At 75.6% G+C, this 16,346-nt stretch carries 16 protein-coding genes; 8 read left to right on the forward strand and 8 right to left on the reverse strand.

Features of this window, described 5'->3' with window-relative positions; all coding sequences use genetic code 11:
* Nucleotides 1–313: 313 nt before the first annotated feature.
* Nucleotides 314–1,645 carry an MFS transporter gene (locus ABTY61_RS00465; RefSeq protein WP_350502646.1) on the forward strand — a complete coding sequence of 444 codons (1,332 nt, stop codon included), beginning with the start codon at nucleotides 314–316 and terminating at the stop codon, nucleotides 1,643–1,645.
* Here ABTY61_RS00465 and ABTY61_RS00470 read toward each other — a convergent pair.
* Complete coding sequence (locus ABTY61_RS00470; RefSeq protein WP_350502647.1) at nucleotides 1,534–1,785, reverse strand: hypothetical protein; 252 nt, start codon at nucleotides 1,783–1,785, stop codon at nucleotides 1,534–1,536. The two genes, ABTY61_RS00465 and ABTY61_RS00470, sit on opposite strands and share 112 nt — an antisense overlap.
* A gap of 190 nt (nucleotides 1,786–1,975) precedes the next feature.
* On the opposite strand from ABTY61_RS00470, the gene ABTY61_RS00475 reads away from it, so the two are divergent.
* The 3 genes from ABTY61_RS00475 to ABTY61_RS00485 all read left to right on the forward strand — a co-directional run bounded on the left by ABTY61_RS00475 (nucleotide 1,976) and on the right by ABTY61_RS00485 (nucleotide 5,173).
* Nucleotides 1,976–2,707 (forward strand): Mut7-C RNAse domain-containing protein, encoded by a 732-nt coding sequence (locus tag ABTY61_RS00475; protein WP_350502648.1) that lies wholly within the window; start codon nucleotides 1,976–1,978, stop codon nucleotides 2,705–2,707.
* A 154-nt stretch (nucleotides 2,708–2,861) separates the two neighbouring features.
* Entirely contained in the window at nucleotides 2,862–3,272 is a 411-nt protein-coding gene (locus ABTY61_RS00480; RefSeq protein WP_350502649.1) for a cupin domain-containing protein, read from the forward strand.
* On the forward strand, nucleotides 3,269–5,173 hold the full coding sequence (locus ABTY61_RS00485) for a CocE/NonD family hydrolase (RefSeq protein ID WP_350502650.1): 1,905 nt from the start codon (nucleotides 3,269–3,271) through the stop codon (nucleotides 5,171–5,173). The genes ABTY61_RS00480 and ABTY61_RS00485 overlap by 4 nt, the downstream gene beginning before the upstream one ends.
* Here ABTY61_RS00485 and ABTY61_RS00490 read toward each other — a convergent pair whose 3' ends face one another.
* Nucleotides 5,174–5,989: a hypothetical protein gene (locus ABTY61_RS00490; protein WP_350502651.1), complete on the reverse strand. Its 816-nt coding sequence runs from the start codon at nucleotides 5,987–5,989 to the stop codon at nucleotides 5,174–5,176.
* A 139-nt stretch (nucleotides 5,990–6,128) separates the two neighbouring features.
* On the opposite strand from ABTY61_RS00490, the gene ABTY61_RS00495 reads away from it, so the two are divergent.
* Complete coding sequence (locus ABTY61_RS00495) at nucleotides 6,129–6,614, forward strand: inorganic diphosphatase (protein WP_350503067.1); 486 nt, start codon at nucleotides 6,129–6,131, stop codon at nucleotides 6,612–6,614.
* A gap of 82 nt (nucleotides 6,615–6,696) precedes the next feature.
* On the opposite strand, the gene ABTY61_RS00500 is transcribed toward ABTY61_RS00495, so the two are convergent.
* Complete coding sequence (locus ABTY61_RS00500) at nucleotides 6,697–7,977, reverse strand: pyroglutamyl-peptidase I (protein WP_350502652.1); 1,281 nt, start codon at nucleotides 7,975–7,977, stop codon at nucleotides 6,697–6,699.
* A 252-nt stretch (nucleotides 7,978–8,229) separates the two neighbouring features.
* On the opposite strand from ABTY61_RS00500, the gene ABTY61_RS00505 reads away from it, so the two are divergent.
* Entirely contained in the window at nucleotides 8,230–9,264 is a 1,035-nt protein-coding gene (locus ABTY61_RS00505) for a TerD family protein (protein ID WP_350502653.1), read from the forward strand.
* 33 nt (nucleotides 9,265–9,297) lie between these two features.
* Here the strand turns inward: ABTY61_RS00505 and ABTY61_RS00510 are convergent, their stop codons facing one another.
* From ABTY61_RS00510 to ABTY61_RS00525, 4 genes are all read right to left on the reverse strand, one after another.
* Nucleotides 9,298–9,777, reverse strand: a complete 480-nt coding sequence (locus ABTY61_RS00510) for a GerMN domain-containing protein (RefSeq protein WP_350502654.1) — start codon at nucleotides 9,775–9,777, stop codon at nucleotides 9,298–9,300.
* The gene (locus ABTY61_RS00515; protein WP_350502655.1) at nucleotides 9,774–11,306 is read right to left on the reverse strand and encodes a sensor histidine kinase; all 1,533 of its coding nucleotides are present in this window, start codon (nucleotides 11,304–11,306) and stop codon (nucleotides 9,774–9,776) included. Before ABTY61_RS00515 ends, ABTY61_RS00510 begins: the two co-directional genes overlap by 4 nt.
* A gap of 225 nt (nucleotides 11,307–11,531) precedes the next feature.
* Nucleotides 11,532–12,236, reverse strand: coding sequence for a C39 family peptidase (locus ABTY61_RS00520; RefSeq protein ID WP_350502656.1), 705 nt, complete (start codon nucleotides 12,234–12,236; stop codon nucleotides 11,532–11,534).
* Between the two features lie 99 nt (nucleotides 12,237–12,335).
* Nucleotides 12,336–12,971 carry a TetR/AcrR family transcriptional regulator gene (locus tag ABTY61_RS00525; protein WP_350502657.1) on the reverse strand — a complete coding sequence of 212 codons (636 nt, stop codon included), beginning with the start codon at nucleotides 12,969–12,971 and terminating at the stop codon, nucleotides 12,336–12,338.
* Between the two features lie 126 nt (nucleotides 12,972–13,097).
* Here ABTY61_RS00525 and ABTY61_RS00530 point away from each other — a divergent pair, with 126 nt between their 5' ends.
* A complete protein-coding gene (locus ABTY61_RS00530) occupies nucleotides 13,098–14,135 on the forward strand; it encodes an aldo/keto reductase (protein WP_350503068.1) in 1,038 nt (345 codons plus the stop codon).
* A 48-nt stretch (nucleotides 14,136–14,183) separates the two neighbouring features.
* Here ABTY61_RS00530 and ABTY61_RS00535 read toward each other — a convergent pair whose 3' ends face one another.
* Nucleotides 14,184–15,098 (reverse strand): LysR family transcriptional regulator, encoded by a 915-nt coding sequence (locus ABTY61_RS00535; RefSeq protein WP_350502658.1) that lies wholly within the window; start codon nucleotides 15,096–15,098, stop codon nucleotides 14,184–14,186.
* Nucleotides 15,099–15,207: 109 nt separating this feature from the next.
* Here ABTY61_RS00535 and ABTY61_RS00540 point away from each other — a divergent pair, with 109 nt between their 5' ends.
* The gene (locus tag ABTY61_RS00540) at nucleotides 15,208–16,251 is read left to right on the forward strand and encodes a zinc-dependent alcohol dehydrogenase family protein (protein ID WP_350502659.1); all 1,044 of its coding nucleotides are present in this window, start codon (nucleotides 15,208–15,210) and stop codon (nucleotides 16,249–16,251) included.
* Nucleotides 16,252–16,346 lie beyond the last annotated feature (95 nt).

The raw sequence follows: 16,346 nt of genomic DNA on the forward strand, positions 1-16,346 counted from the left end.
GGGAGTCGGAGCGGGTACGGACGGCGCTGCGGCCGGGCGGCCGGGGCCGGGATGGATCGCGCCGGACCGGGCCGGGAGTTCGCTCCGCACGCAACGGGCCTTCGTCGCACGGGAGTTCACGGCTCGTCCGGCGGTGCGGCGCGGGCCTGGAGTGGCCCAGGAAAATACAAGATCAATGGATCTGTCGGCCGGTCCACTTCTTCCCTAGGCTGGAGCCCGCCCCACCGAGGACCACCCCGAGCGGTTGCGAACGCCCGGCCCGCGCGCCGTCCGGCCGTGCGCCGTCGGTCCGACCGGATCCGACAGGAGAGAAGTGCCGAACCAGAGCGCCGCCCGGCTCGCCCTGCTGCCCCCCGCCGGCCCCCAGCGCACCCTCGCCGCAGCCCAGTTGGCCGGCGCGGTGGGCGACGGCGCCTACTACACCTGCTCCGCGCTCTACTTCACCCGGGTCGTCGGGATGTCGCCGACCGCCCTCGGCTTCGGCCTCGCCGTCGCCTGGGCGCTCGGCTCGCTGGCGGGCGTCCCGCTCGGCAGCCTCGCCGACCGCCGCGGCCCGCGCCGCACCGCCGTGGCACTCGCGCTCACCACGGCCGCCGTGGTCGCCGCCCTCCTGGTGGTCCGCTCGTACCCGCTGTTCCTGCTCGCCGTCTGCCTCTACGCCACCGCGCAGTCCGGCCTCACCGCCGCCCGACAGGCCCTGGTCGCGGGCCTGGTGCCGCGCGCCGAACGCACCGGGCTGCTCGCCCACCTGCAGTCAACCCTCAACGGGGGACTGGCCGTCGGCGCCGCCATCGGCGGCATCGCGCTCACCGTCGGCACCCGGGAGGCCTACTTCGGCGCCTTCACCGTCACCGCGCTCGGCTTCCTGGCCGGCGCGCTCGTGCTGCGCCGGCTGCCCGAGGCCCCGCCCGCGCCGGCCGACCCGGCCGCCGGACCGCGCCTGGCCGTGCTGCGGGACCGCCGCTACGCCGCCGTGACCCTGGTCAACACCGTGCTGCTGCTGCGGATGCCGATGCTCAGCCTGATCCTGCCGCTGTGGATCGCCCAGCGCGCCCCCGGCCTCGGCTGGCTCGGCTCGGCGCTGTTCGTGCTCAACACCCTGGCCGTGCTGGCCTTCCAGGTCCGGGCTGCCCGTGACGTCAGCGGGCTGGACTCGGCGATCCGGGCGGTGCGCTCCTCCGGGGTGCTGCTGCTCGCCTCCTGCGCGGTCTGCGGGCTGTCCGTGCTGGACGTCCCGCTGTGGGCGTTCGCCGCCCTGCTGGTCGCCGGGGCCGTGCTCCAGGTGGTGGGCGAGATGCGGCAGTCGGCCGGCTCCTGGCAGCTCGGCTTCGACCTCGCGCCGCCCGAGCGGATCGGCCAGTACCAGGGCTTCTTCGGCACCGGCGTCGCCGTCGCCCGCACCCTCGGCCCGCTGCTGCTCACCGCGCTGCTGCTGGACGGCGGGCTCGCGGGCTGGCTGGTGCTGGGCGGGGTGTTCCTCGCCGCCGGGTACGCGATGGGCCCGGTGGCCCGCTGGGCGGCGAGCGACCGCGGCTACCAGCCGTCGGCCTCCTCGGCGTCGCCCGGCCCGGCATCGGCCGCCGCGCCGTCGACCCCCTCGCCGTCCTCCGCGGCCGTCGGGGCCACCGGCACCGAGGCGCCGTAGAGGTCGTCGTCGCCGCCGTACGGCGCTGCGCCCCCGGCGGCCCGCCGCCCGGACCGGTCGGCGAACAGGTCGTCCGGGCCTTCCTCCACCGGGTCGGCCGAGAGGTCCGGCCAGCCGTCCCGCCGTTCGTTTCCGGTCATCGCACGCTCCAACCGCCGCTGCTGCTCCGGATACGGCCGATGCTACTCCGCGAGCCGCCCGCGGAGACTCCCGCGCGGCGGCCCGCCGGGGCCGCCCGCGCGGGCCCGCGCACGGGCCCCCGTACCGGCCCCCGCGCGGGCCTGCGGAAAACGGTGGCCCCCACCCGCCGCCCGCTGGCATGCTGGCCGCGTGGAAAGACCCCAGATCTGGCTCGACTTCGCCCCTGAGCTGCACCTCTTCGTCTCCGCGCCCCGGCGGGCCGGCCGCACCGCGCTGCGCACCGACGGCACCTCCAGCCTCGGCCACGTGGTCGAGTCCCTGGGCGTCCCGCTCACCGAGGTCGGCACCCTGCTGGTGGACGGCCGCCCGGTGCCCGGCTCGTACGTCCCGGCCGACGCCGAGCACGTCAGCGTCGCCGCGGTGGCCCGGCCGCAGCCCTCGCCCGCCTCGCCGCGCTTCCTGCTGGACGTCCACCTGGGCACCCTCACCCGCCGGCTGCGCCTGCTCGGCATCGACGCCGCGTACGAGAACCCCGACATCGGGGACGCCGCGCTGGCCGCCCGCTCCGCCGCCGAACAGCGCGTCATGCTCTCGCGCGACCGCGGCCTGCTGCGCCGCCGCGAACTGTGGGCCGGCGCCTACGTCTACAGCCACCGCCCCGCCGAGCAACTGCGCGACGTGCTCTCCCGCTTCGCCCCGCCGCTCGCCCCCTGGACCCGCTGCACCACCTGCAACGGCACGCTGCGCACGGTGAGCAAGACCACGGTGCGCGAGCAGCTCCACGACGGCACCGAGCGCTCCTACGACGCCTTCGCCCAGTGCGCCGACTGCGGCCAGGCCTACTGGCGCGGCGCCCACCACGCCCGCCTGGAGTCCATCGTCACCGATGCGGTGCGCGAGTTCGGGGGCGTCTCGGGGTAGCAGGGGCGGCTTCCCTCGGGGTTGTCTCGGGGTCGGATACGGACCGCTGCGGATGGCGGGCCGTCCGGCGGGCGTGGTCTGATCGGCGGTGGGGGACGAGCCCAGGAACTCCCTTCCACGAGAGAGGCCGGGTCGTCGGATGAACGATCAGCCAGTGCACCAACCCTTCGAGAGCGCCGAGACGGCGGACGCCCCCGTGGTGACCGCCCCGGACGGCGCCGAGGTCCGCCCGCTGCTGGTCCTGGACGGGCGGGGCAGCCTTGCGGTCTTCGAACTGGCCCCCGGGCAGGTCACCCGCGCGGTGTCGCACGCCACCGTCCAGGAGCTGTGGCAGGTCGTCGCCGGCCGCGGCGAGCTGTGGCGGCGCCAGGACGGCCGGTCGGAGATCCACCGGCTCACCCCCGGCACGGCCGTGTCGATCCCGCTGGGCACCGCCTTCCAGTTCCGGGCCGATGCGGACGCCGACGGGCCGCTGCGCATCACCGCCGTCACCATGCCGCCCTGGCCGGGCACCGACACCGAGGCCCGCCCCGAGGAAGGCCCCTGGAAGGCGACCGTCCGATGAGCCGGGGGAGTACGGGCCGGGGGAGCGGGAGTCGCCCGCGGGTCCGCCGCACCGCCGCGGCCGTCGCCGCCGCGCTCACCCTGCTGGGGTTGACCGCGGCCCCGGCGGTCGCGGACACCGCCGCCACCGCACCGCACCTCCAGTCGCGCTACGTCACCATGCCCGACGGAGTCCGCCTCGCCGTCGACGTCTACCTTCCGACCGGCACGAAACCCGGCACCAAGCTGCCCACCGTCCTGGTCACCGAGCGCTACTGGCGCGCCCGGGTCCTGGCCGGTCAGCCGGGCGGTACCAGCGGCGAGGCCGAGGCCTGGAACGCCAAGGGCTACGCCTACGTCGCCGCCGACCTGCGCGGCACCGGCGCCTCCTTCGGCACCATGGCCTCCGAGCTGGGCGCCGCCGAGATCGCCGACAGCGGCCCGCTCGGCGACTGGATCGCCGCCCAGCCCTGGTCCAACAGCCGGATCGGCACCACCGGCGTCTCCTACGGCGGCGACACCGCCATGCTCGCCACCGCCCTCGCCAACCACCACATCACCGCCGCCGCACCCATCTCCTACGACTTCGACCCGTACGAGGACCTGGTCCGCCCCGGCGGCCTGCTGATCGGGCCTCGGCTCGCCCCGTACGCGCTGCTGCTGCGCATCCTGGACCAGGCCGGCGGCACCACCTGCGAGACCAGCGCGGAGACCCGGCAGCTCTGCGCGCAGGTCGGCCTCACCGGCCTGACCCCCCGTCCGGTCGACGGCCCGGACGGACCGGCCCTGCTGGCCGCCGCCCGCGCCGAGCACGCGAACAACGCCAACCTGGTCGACATGGCCCACCAGGGAGTCCACCGCGACTACCGGAACGGCCCGCAGAGTTGGACGGTCGGCAGCGTCGGCGAGCAGACCGACGCGGTCGAGGACAGCGGCGTGCCGGTGCTGACCCGGGCCGGCTGGCTGGACGCGGGGACGGCCAACGGCGTGCTGTCCCAGTTCGCCGGCCTGTCCAACTCCCAGGACGACTGGATCGGCCCGTGGAACCACGGAGCCGGCTGGCTCGCCGACCCGTTCAAGCCCGCCCGGCCGCTCACCAGGGCCGAACACGAGCAGAACGACCAGCGCGTGGTCGACTTCTTCGACCGCTACGTGCGCGACGGCGCCCGCCCCGACGGCAAGCGGCAGGTGCACTACTACACCTTCAACGAGGACGTCTGGCGCACCACCACCCGCTGGCCGGTGCCCGGCACCCGCACCCGGCCCTTCGAGCTCGGCGCGGGCAACACCCTCACCGCCGGACGGACCGCAGGGGCCCCGGCCGGCTCCGACCCGCTGCACCTGGACCCCACCGCCGGCACCGGCCCGCTCGACCGCTGGAACACCAACCTCAGCGGCTCCCAGGTGAGTTACCCCGACCGCGCGGCGGTGGACGCGAAACTTCTCAGCTACACCACCGCGCCGCTGACCGAGCCCACCAGGGTCACCGGCAACGGCAAGGTCACCCTCGACGTCACCGGCCTGGCCGGCTCGGCGAACGGCGCCCTGCACGTCTACCTGGAGGACGTCACCCCCGACGGCCGGGCCACCTATCTGACGGAGGGCCAACTCGCTCTCGCCGAAAGGGCGGTGGCCGACAGTGACGACAATCCCGACTGGCGTCGGCTGCGTACGCCGCGCAGCTATGCGGCCGAGGACGCCGAGCCCTTCCCGCAGGGGCGGGCGCAGCGGGTGGTGATCGACCTCCAGCCGGTCTCGGTGCTCTTCGAGCCCGGCGAGCGGATCCGGCTCACCGTGGCCGCCGCCAACCCCGACTCCTTCGAGCTGCTCCCGGCCGACGGCCGGGCGGATTACCGGATCGGCTACGGCGGCGAGCGCGGCTCGGTGCTGGAACTGCCCGTGGTGCGCGGGCAGTTGCCCTGATCAGCGGGTGCGCAGGCCGAGGGTCCAGACGTGCGAGCTGTAGCTGCCCATCCGGGTCGGGTGGCGTTCGACCAGCGTCGCGGTCAGGCCCTCGGTCGTCCGCCGCAGCGAACCGGTGAAGCGGTGCTGCTCCTCCGGGGCGAGCGGGAGCAGTTCGGCCAGCACGGCGTCGTCCAGCTCCCGCCCGACGGCGCGCAGCACCCCCGCGTCCAGCACCAGCAGGGTGCCGTCGGGCAGCACCAGCGGTTCCGGGGCCAGCGCGCCGCGCAGCGGCGGGCCGGGCTCGACCACCCCGCCGGGCAGCAGCCGCACCACCCGGCTCCCGGTGGGGTGGCGGCGGTCCGTCTCGACCACCCGCAGGCCGGTGCCGACCACGTAGTGGCCGTAGCTGTGCCAGCTGTCGACCACGGCGCCGTCCCGGTCGTGGGCCCGGGTGTCGAAGGCGCCGTAGCCCTCCAGTCCCAGCACGAAGCGCCCGTCGTCGAGGGCTGCGCCGCGCTCGCCGCGCAGCTCGGCGACCAGCGTGCCGTCGGCGAGGTCCAGCAGCAGGGCTGGGCCGAGGTGGCCCCAGGCGGTGTACTCGAAGGAGCTGGTGGTGACCAGTACCCGGTCGGCGGAGAGGTGTGCCGCGTTCGGCCGCCCCGGGCAGGGCCGCCGCCAGCGGACCCCGCCGCCGGCGTCGACGCAGCTGAGCTCGCCGTCCCCGCCGTGCACCGCCCACCCGTCCCGCCGCGCCAGCGGCCCCGCCGGGCGTCCCTGCGGACGGCCGCCGGGCTCGTGACGGTGGTCCATGACCGTGACCTGCCAGCTCCCCATGGTGCGGATGCTATCGGCTGGGCCCGAACGAGGGGTGTCGTTTCGGTAGCTGCTCACGGCGCCCTGACGGCGGACAATCTCCTCAGGAGCGCAGGAGGAGGCGACGGTGGAGTTCCCGGAGCAGGCGGAGTTCGAGGTGATGATCGAGATCCCCCAGGGATCGCGCAACAAGTACGTGATGGACTTCGACGCGGGCCGGATCCGCCTGGACCGCACCCTGTTCACCGCCACCCGCTACCCCGCCGACTACGGCTACGTCGAGGGCACCCTGGGCGGCGACGGCGAGCCGCTGGACGCCCTGGTCCTCGGCCGCGAACCCGCCGTCCCCGGCTGCCTGTCGACCTGCCGGGCGGTCGGCATGTGGGTGATGCGCGACGAACGCGGCCCCGACCAGAAGGTCCTCTGCGTCCCGGCCCGCGACCCCCGTTACGCCGAGCTGCGGGACATCGGCGACCTGCCCGAGTTCGACCTGCTGGAGATCACCCACTTCTTCCAGGTCTACAAGGACCTGGAACGCGGCAAGTCGGTCGAGGGCTCCCACTGGGCCGACCGCGCCGCCGCCTACGCCGAGATCGCCGAATCCCGCACCCGCGCCTCGGGCACCCGCTTCGCCTACCCGGCGTAGGCCGGGTCCGGTCCGGTCCGGCGCCTGCGCCGGGACCGGACCGGGGGGAGTGGTCGTTCAGGGCCCGACCGGATTCCGCAGCTCAGAGCCGGGCGCTGCTCAGGATCGCGCGGACCTCGGCGGCGATGGCCGCCTCGTTGTGCTCGAACTCCGGTGAGGTGACGCGGTCCTGCCGGCCCGGCAAGCCGGTGAGGACCGGGGTGTGGAGGTGGCCGCCGGGCAGCTCGGGGTCGAGCTCGAGGCGGAGGCGGTTGGAGCGGTAGGCGACCTCGTTGGAGAGGTAGCCCCCGCCGCCCCCGGCGACGGCGCGGGAGCCGGGGGTGGGGCCGTCGGGGCGGACGACCGGGCCGGTGGCGCCCGCGGGGATCTCGGTGACGGGGGTGTTGAGCAGCACGGGGTAGGGCTGCTGGACGGCCGTCATGGCGTCGGTGGGCAGGGTGGTGCGGATGAACTGCGGGCCGTCGCCGAGGCCCGGCGCGTCCACCGGGTGCTCCCAGGTGCCGCCGGAGAGCGCGGCGAGGTTGTCGGTGGCCGGGTCGGCGGAGCGGGCGCGGCCGGCCCAGGCCTCCAGGGTGAACGTGCCGGGGTAGCCCTGGCTGATGCTGGTGATCAGGTCGGCGGACTGCGGGCCGCCCGGCTCCAGGTGGGGGCCGAAGGCGCGTTCCACGATGCCCTCGTCGAAGTCGCGGTAGCGCACCGGCAGGACGACGGCCCGCACCTCGGCGGTGCTGCCGTCGGCGAGGGTGATCCGCTGTCCGTGCAGTTGCAGGACGGCGGCGCCGGAGGGGTTGGCGCGGCGCGGCTCGGTGTCCAGGCCGTACGGGTCGAAGCCGCTGATGAAGATCCGGTGCGGGCCGGAGCCGGATCCGTCGGCGAAGCCGTCCTCGAGGCCGCGCGAGGCGTCCTCGAAGCAGGCCCGAAGTTCGGCGTGGTCGACCTCGAACCCGGGCTGCCAGCGGGCGAGTTGTACGGTCATGGCGAGCCGGGCCCAGTACAGCGGGCGGTCGTCGAGGGCGGGCAGCTCGCCGGCGGGCCGGCGGCCCTGGGCGCGGTCGAGGCCGGCCTGCCAGAGCTTGCGGCCCCAGACGTCCACGATCCGCTGGGCGCGGTGGGCGGTGCGGGCGGAGCACAGGGCGGCGGGGAAGCCGTGGAGCAGGTCGGCGAGGCCGGAGCGTTCGGTGAACGCGGTGGTCCGGGCGTCCTGGAGGCGGGCCTGTTCGGCGTCCAGCGGGGCGGTGGCGACGGTCCGGCAGCCGGCCGGTGCGGCCTGGGCCGCGGCGGCGGGGGCGAGCAGCGCGGCGAGGGCGCCGGCGAGCGCGGTCAGTGCGGCGGTGGCGCGGCGGGCACGGCGGGTACTTGTCATGGCCACTGACAGTAGGCGGCGGGCTGGGACCCCGCCAGGGTGCCTGCGCCGTACCCGCGGGCCGAGCGGGTGACACCCGTGCCCGGCCGTGCCGCCCTCCGGCCGAGCAGCTGCGCCACCGCCCCGCCCTGTGGGCCCGTGGCCTGCTCGAACTCCCCGCCCCGCTCCGGTCGGACGGGCGGGAACCGGCGTGGGCTCTACTGCGTTGTCGTGGTCGAACAGCGTGATTCGGACGGTGGTGGAGGAAACCCCATGAGTGTGGCCCTGACGAAGGGTGGCAACGTCTCCCTGAACCGGCAGGCGCCCGGCGTGCGGTCCGTCCGGGTCTGCCTCGGCTGGACGGCCGGAGCCGGGTACGACCTGGACGCCAGCGCGCTGCTGTGCGGCCCCTCCGGGAAGGTCCTCACGGACCAGCACTTCGTCTTCTTCAACAACCTGCGGAGCCCGGACGGCGCGGTGCGCCACCTCGGCTCCGACGGGGGCGGCGAGGACGCGGAGCGGATCGAGGTCCGGCTCGGGGACGTCTCGGCGGAGGTGCAGAAGGTCGTCTTCGCGGTGGCGGTCTACGACGCGGCGCAGCGGCGGCAGACCTTCGGGCAGGTGCGCCGCGCCTACGTGCGGGTGGTCGACGCGGACGCCGGCACCGAGGTGGCCCGCTACGACGTGACGCCCGAGACCGGCAGCGAGACGGCCATGGTGTTCGGCGAGCTCTACCGCAACGGCGCGGACTGGAAGTTCCGCGCGGTCGGGCAGGGTTACGCCTCGGGGCTCGCGGGCATCGCCACCGACTTCGGGGTCGACGTCCTGCAGCCCGCGCCGGCCGCTCCGGCTCCTGCTCCGGTGCCTGTGCCCGTCGCGCCCGTGGTGCCGCCCGTCGTGCCCGCTGTTCCGAAGACCCAGCCAGCTACAGGGAGTTCACCCGTGACGTGTTTCTTCGACCCCACCCACGGCATCGGTTCGGCCGTGGTGCTGTGGCAGCCGCAGTGGGGCGTGCCGCGCCAGGTCGAGACCTGCGCCGCCTGCGCCCAGCGGGTGCAGACCACCGTCCCGCCGTTCTACACCCCGCCGCAGGCCGGCTACCCGCAGGCCGGCTACCCGCAGCAGGCCCAGCCGCACGTGCCGGCCCAGCAGCAGGAGCAGGGCGGCCGCCGCTTCGGCACCGGCGCGCTGCTCGGCGCGGGCGCGGCGGGCCTGGTCGGCGGTGTGCTGCTCAACGAGGCGCTGAGCGACGACGAACCGCACGTGGTCGTCAACAACTACTACGAGGACGACGACTCCTTCTTCTAGGCCCGTCGGTCAGTAGCCCCGGCGCCCCCTTGCTCAGCCGGTGCGGTGCAGGTCGCACTGCTGCTGGATGGCCGAGGGGGCGTCGCTGCTGACGATGGCGACCTTCGGTACCGGGCCGGTGGTGGGGGCGTCCTCGGTGGTGCAGACGAGCTGCTGGATGGCCGGGGCGGACAGCGAGGCGGCGGGCCAGGAGAGCCGCAGGGTGACCACGCCGGGGGTGGCGGTGGTCTGGACCCGGCCGTCCTTGGGCAGGTCGCTGTACAGCCCGGCGCGCCGTTCGGCCGGGTCGGGCCCGGCCAGCAGGGTGTCCAGGGTCTGCTGGAGGTCCTCGCGCCGGGCGGTCGGCCGGATGGCGGACCGGATGCCGTGCTGGTCGAGGAAGTAGAGCCGGGTGCCCGGTTGGACGCCGGTGGCCGGCCCGCCGTTGCGGACGGCTCCGGTGGTGGAGATCGAGCAGCCGCTGGCCAGCAGCAGGACGGCGGCCAGCGGGACGAGTCGGCGGCGGACGGTCACTCCTCCTCCTCTCCGTCCAGCCCGTGGGGCAGGACGAGGGTGAACACGGCTCCGCCGTCCGGCACGTTGGCGGCCTCGATGACCCCGCCGTGCAGCCGGGCGTTCTCCTGGGCGATGGCCAGGCCCAGCCCGCTGCCCTCGGAGCGGGCCCGGGACTTGTCGGCCTTGTAGAACCGGTCGAACAGGTGCGGGAGTTCGGCGGGCGGGATGCCCGGACCGGAGTCGGTGACGGTGAGCACCAGCTCGTTCTCGCCGCCGCGCAGGGCGAGGTGCACCGGCGGGCGGCCGTGCCGCAGGGCGTTGCCGACCAGGTTGGCGACGATGACGTCGAAGCGGCGCGGGTCGAGCCGGACGGGCAGGGCGGCGGGCAGGTCGAGGTCGACCCGCTCGCCCCAGCCGCGCAGGTCGAGGGTCTCGCGCACGGCGATGGCGGCGTCGACCCTCTCGCTGCGCAGCGGGGCGGCGCCGGCGTCCAGGCGGGAGATCTCGATCAGGTCGTTGACCAGCCGGGTCAGCCGCACGGTCTCGTTGCTGATCATCCGCAGGGCGGTGGCGGTGTCGGCGGGGAGCTGTTCGGCGTCCTCGTCGAGGATGTCGGTGACGGCGAGCATCGCGGCCAGCGGGGTGCGCAGTTCGTGGGAGACGTCGGCGGCGAAGCGCCGGCCCTGGGACTCGACGGCGCGCAGTTCCTCGATGGTGCCCTGGAGGGTGCGGGCGGTGTGGTTGAAGGTCTTGGAGAGCTGGGCGAGTTCGTCGTGCCCGGTGACGGTCAGCCGGGTGTCCAGTTTGCCTTGGGCGAGGGCGCGGGCGGCGTCGCCGAGCGCCCGGACCGGCCGCAGTACCTGGCGGGCGGCCAGCAGGGCGAGCCCGGCGGCCAGGATCGCGGCGAACGCCCCGGCCCCGGCGGCACCGGCCAGCAGGGCGTCGGCGGCGCTCTGCTCGCGGTCGAGGGGCAGCAGGGCGAAGACGGTGAGCCCGGAGGGGCCGGCGGACGGTCCGCCCGGCGCGTAGGTGACCGGGACGCCGACGGCGAGCCAGGGGTGGCCGTCGGCGGCGAAGCGCTGGAACGCGGCGTGGCCGGAGTCCACGGTGCGCTGCAGGGCGGGCGGGACGGCCACGGGCTGGGTCCAGGCCGAGCGCTCGGTACCGTAGGCGGCCAGCACCCGCCAGTCGCGGAACCCGCCGGTGCCCGACAACTGGGCCGCCAGGCGGTCGAGTTCGCCCTGGGTGGGCGGGAAGGGCAGGGCCGGGGCGAGGACGTCGACGCGGCGGCGCAGCTCGTCCAGGGCGGTGTCCTTGGTCAGGTCGAGGGTGGAGGTGGTGGCGGCCCGGTAGGTGAGCGCGGCGGTGGCCAGGGCGCTCAGGGCGGCGACGGCGACGAAGGCGACCAGCAGGCGCGGCCGCAGCCCGGCGACGGCGCGGCGCAGCCGGACCAGCCGGCGCCGGTGCGGGGCCGGTCGTGGGGGCGGGCCGTCGGACGCTCGGGGTGCGGGTGCGGGTGCCGGTACGGGTCCCGGGGCGGCGCTCACCGCGGCTCGAAGCGGCAGTCGAGGCCGCAGCCGCAGCCGCAGCCGGGGCCGCGGCGCGGGCCGGGCGCCGGGGCCTCGGGTGCGGAGTCGTCGTCGAACAGGGGTAGCCGTGCCATGGGAGCCAGTATCGGGGGTTGACCTGGGGGAATGCGCCACCGGGGCGGGTCGGGGGCGGGTTGTTGCCAAACGCTGATACATCGCGCACAGACTGCGCAAGCGCGCGCGTCAGTCGATGACCACCGCCATCTGCCCGTAGGTGGCGTAGCCGTCGGCGAAGTCCTCCTCGGCGACGATCGTCCGGCCGCGGGCGGGGTCGTTGAGCGACACCCTGCCGTCGCTGAACCCGGTGACCACGACGGTGTGTTCGGCGGGCCCCGCGTACCGGACGCTCCGGCCGTCGTAGGCCGTGTAGGTGGTGCTCCTGAGGTGCCGCCAGAGGTAGTCCACCCAGACGATCGCGGAGTGTCCGGCCGCCAGCTCGTCCTTGAGCTGCTGGACGGAGACGCCCGGGCCGTCCCGGCGCACGGTGAGCCCGTACGAGCGGGCGGCCGCGGCCACGGGCGGGGAGTAGACGCCGAACCCGGTGCCGGCCGTCTCCGAGCCGTCCGGGTCGCCGACGAAGGCTTCGTAGGGGTCGCCGGACAGCGGGCCGGAGTGGCCGAACTCGTGGTGCACCCGGTCGACGCCGATCCGGTCGAGGATCTGCTGGTCGTCGGCCGTCACGCCCCGCGCGGCGAGGAGCATGCGCAGCGCGGCCGCCTCGCAGTCGTTGGCGAGCTGCTGGTCGTAGTAGGGGACGGAGGCGGCGGCGGGGGCAGACGGCGCGGCGGGGGCGGACGGCGCGGCCGGGGCGGCGCCGGTGACCGCCGCCAGGGTCGCGGCGGTCAGGAGGGCGAGCCAGGTCGCCCGTACGCGTGAGGTGGTCGTCATGGCCATGACGCTACGAAGGGTTGTTGCGCTCCGCAGCCGCTGGGCGGCGATCAGGTGACGGAGCGTCCGGCCCGCGCTCCGGCCCGGCTCCGTCGGCGCTCAGCCCGTCCGCCGCCGGTACGCCCCGGCCCGGGCGGCGGCCTCGGCGGCTGCCGCGGCGCGGTCGGCGGCGGCTTCGTCGAGCGGTTCGGCGGTGGTGAGCATCCGGTAGTAGAGCGGCGCCGAGACGGCCCGGATCACCTCGAACGGGTCGGTGTCGGCCGGGAGTTCGCCGCGCTCCACGGCCTCGGTGACGCACGGCGCCCACTCCTCGACCCGGCGCCGGTAGAAGTGGCGCAGGGCCTCGGCGGTGCCGGGGTCGCCGTTGGCGGCGACCAGGACGGCGCGGAACAGCGCGCCCTGCCGGGGGTCGGCCAGGGTGCGCCGGACCAGCCGGGCGTTGGCCCGGAGGTCCTCGGTGAGCGAGCCGCTGCGGGTGCGCGGGAGCGACTGCTCGGCCATGTCGGCGAGCAGGTCGGCGACCAGGGCGGTGGTGCTGCCCCAGCGGCGGTAGACGGTGGTGCGGCCGACCTCGGCCCGCTGGGCCAGCTCGCCGAGGTCGAGGCCGCCGAAGCCGTGCTCGACCAGGGCGTCCTCGGCGGCCCGCAGGACGGCGGTGCGGACCCGGGCGGTGCGGCCGCCGGGGCGGACGGTGCCGGGCGTGGAGGGTTCCTCCGGGGAGGGCTCGGTGGCCATTAACGGGATTCCTGTTCCGTTAGTCGAGTGGAGTCTGCTAGCTTCAGAACATACTAACGGAATGGGAGTCCCATTAGTGGCTCCGAGGGGAGAACTGTCATGACAACCGCCACGGCACCCGCCGGCATGGAGTACCGCCGGCTCGGCGCCTCCGGACTCAAGGTCCCCGCTCTCAGCCTCGGCACCGGCACCTTCGGCGGCCGCGGCCCGCTGTTCGGGGCCTGGGGCAGCACCGACGTCCAGCAGGCCCGCCGCCTGCTCGACATCGCCATCGACGCCGGGGTCACCCTCTTCGACACCGCCGACGTCTACTCCGACGGCGCCGCCGAGGAGGTGCTCGGACAGGCCCTGCGCGGGCGCCGCGACCAGGTGCTGATCTCCACCAAGGCCGGCCTGCCGCTCGGCGACGGCCCCCAGGACGCCGGCACCTCCCGGGCCCGGCTGGTCCGCTCCGTCGAGGACGCGCTGCGCCGCCTCGGCACCCACCACCTCGACCTCTTCCAACTGCACGCCTACGACGCCGCCACCCCGATCGAGGAGGTGCTGGCCACCCTGGAGGACCTGGTCCGCGCGGGCAAGATCCGCTACACCGGCGTCTCCAACTTCTCCGGCTGGCAGCTGATGAAGTCCCTGGACCTGGCCGAGCGCCACGGCCGCCCCCGCTACGCCGCCCACCAGGTCTACTACTCCCTGGTCGGCCGCGACTACGAGTGGGAGCTGATGCCGCTCGCCGAACAGGAGGGCGTCGGTGCCCTGGTGTGGAGCCCGCTCGGCTGGGGCCGGCTCACCGGCCGGATCCGGCGCGGACAGCCGCTCCCGGCCGGCAGCCGCCTGCACGACACCGCCGACTTCGGCCCGCCGGTCGACCAGGACCTGCTGTACCGGGTGGTCGACGCCCTGGACGAGGTCGCCGCCGAGACCGGCCGCAGCGTCCCCCAGGTCGCCATCAACTGGCTGCTGCGCCGCCCGACCGTCTCGTCCGTCATCATCGGCGCCCGCAACGAGGAGCAGCTGCGCCAGAACCTCGGCGCCGTCGGCTGGTCGCTCACCCCGGACCAGGTCGCCCGCCTGGACGCCGCCAGCGCCCGCACCGCGCCGTACCCGTACTTCCCCTACCGCCGCCAGGAGGCCTTCGCCCGCCTCAATCCGCCGCTCGCGGGCTGAGCCTCCCGGCCGCGCCCAGCCCGCCCGGACCGACCCGCCGTACTGTGCTCAGCCCAGCAGCTCGGCGGTCTCGAGGCAGGCGGCGATCGCGGGCCGGTGGGCCGTGCCCTGGCGGACCGCGGTCTCGATCGTGCGGGTGAGCGTGCCGTCCGACACCGGCCGTACGGTCAGCGTCGGCGGGAGGCGGTCGGTGGCGATCCGGGGGATGAGGACGGTGTGGCCGCCGCTCGCGGCGAGGGCGGCCATGGCGGCGAAGTCGGTGCAGGTGTGCCGCACCCGCGGGGTGAAGCCGGCCGACCGGCAGGCCTGGAGGACGGCGTCCCCGCAGGGGGTCTGCGGCGGCGCGGTGATCCACGAGGTGTCCGCGAGCTCCCGCAGGTCGACCGGTGGCCCGGCGGGGTCGGCGGCCGGGTGGTCGGCGCGCAGGACCGCGACCAGCGGATCGGTCCGCAGGGTGCGGGTCTCGATGGCGGGGTGCCGGGGCGCGGCGAGGCCGGTGTGGGCGAGGTTGGCGTAGCGGTAGACGAGCGCGACGTCGGCGCGGCGCTGGAGCAGCAGCCGTACGGCGGTCTCGGGTTCGGCCTCGGTGATGTGCACCCGCAGGCCCCGGTGGGCGCGTTCCAGGGCCTCGCCGAGCGGGGCGGCCACCGGGACCAGGGCGCTCGGGAAGCAGGCGAGGCGGACCGGGCCGGTCGGCTCCCCGGCGCCGGTGTGCAGGCGCTCCCGGGCCTGTTCGAGCGCCGCGAGCACCGCCCCGGTGTCCTCGGCCAGCCGGTGCCCGGCCGCGGTGAGGTGCACGGAACGCCCGGTGCGTTCCAGCAGGGCGCTGCCGGTCTCCTCCTCCAGCAGCCGCAGCTGCTGGGAGACGGCGGAGGGTGTGACGCGGTGGAGTTCGGCCACGGCGGTCACCGTGCCGTGCGCCTCCAGGTCGCGCAGGAGGACGAGCCGTCGGACATCGAGCATCAGTCCAGCTTAACGACCTGCTGTAGGAGATGTAGCTGGACGCGGGGGCGTGCGGACGGCGAACCTGACTGCCCCAGCCCCAGTCCTCGAACAGTGCGGGAGTGTCTTCGTGCGTGCCACCGTCATCCACGGTCCCAACGACATCCGGATCGAGGAGGTGCCCGACCCGGTGGTCCGGCGGCCGACCGACGCGGTGGTGCGGGTGGTCGACGCCTGCATCTGCGGCAGCGACCTGTGGGCGTACCGGGGCGTCGCGCCCCGGGTCGCCGGGCAGCGGATCGGCCACGAGTTCCTCGGCATCGTCGAGGAGGTCGGCGCCGAGGTGACCGGCTTCCGGCCGGGCGACTTCGTGCTCGCCCCGTTCGTCTGGTCGGACGGCACCTGCGAGTTCTGCCGCGAGGGCCTGCACACCTCCTGCCCCGAGGGCGGCATCTGGGGCCAGGTCGGCTCGGACGGCGGCCAGGGCGAGGCCGTCCGGGTGCCGTTCGCCGACGGCACCCTGGTGGGACTGCCCCGGGAGGCGGCCGGCGAGGAGAAGCTGCTGCCCGGCCTGCTCGCGCTCTCCGACGTGATGAGCACCGGCCACCACGCCGCGGTCTCCGCCCGGGTCAGGCCCGGTGCCACGGTGGCGGTGGTCGGCGACGGCGCGGTCGGACTGTGCGGCGTGCTCGCCGCGCACCGGCTGGGCGCCGGACGGATCATCGCGCTCGGCCGCCACGAGCGGCGTACCGCGATCGCCCGTGGCTTCGGTGCCACCGACGTCGTCGCCGAGCGCGGCGAGGCCGCGGTCGAGGCGGTCCGGGAGCTGACCGGCGGCCTGGGGGCGCACGCCGTGCTGGAGGCCGTCGGCACCGCGGAGTCCCTGCGCACCGCCGTCTCCATCGCCCGCGACGGCGGGGCGGTCGGCTATGTCGGCGTGCCGCACGGCGGCTCCGCCGGGGTGGACATCTCCCAGATGTTCGACCGGAACGTCACCCTGGCCGGCGGCGTCGCCCCGGCCCGTGCCTACATCCCCGAGCTGCTGCCCGACGTCCTCTCCGGCGCCATCGACCCCGGCGCGGTCTTCGACCGCACCGTGGACCTGGACGGCGTCCCCGACGGCTACCGCGCGATGCACGAGCGCACGGCCCTCAAGGTCCGCATCGCGCTCTGACCGCGGGCTTCGTGGCGGGGTCACGGCAGCCGCGTGCGCCCGGCGGCTCACCGGAACCCCGTCCCGGGCCGCCGGGGCCCGTCTCGGCTCCGGGC

This window comes from Kitasatospora sp. NPDC096128 (assembly GCF_040303105.1).
Classification (GTDB): domain Bacteria; phylum Actinomycetota; class Actinomycetes; order Streptomycetales; family Streptomycetaceae; genus Kitasatospora.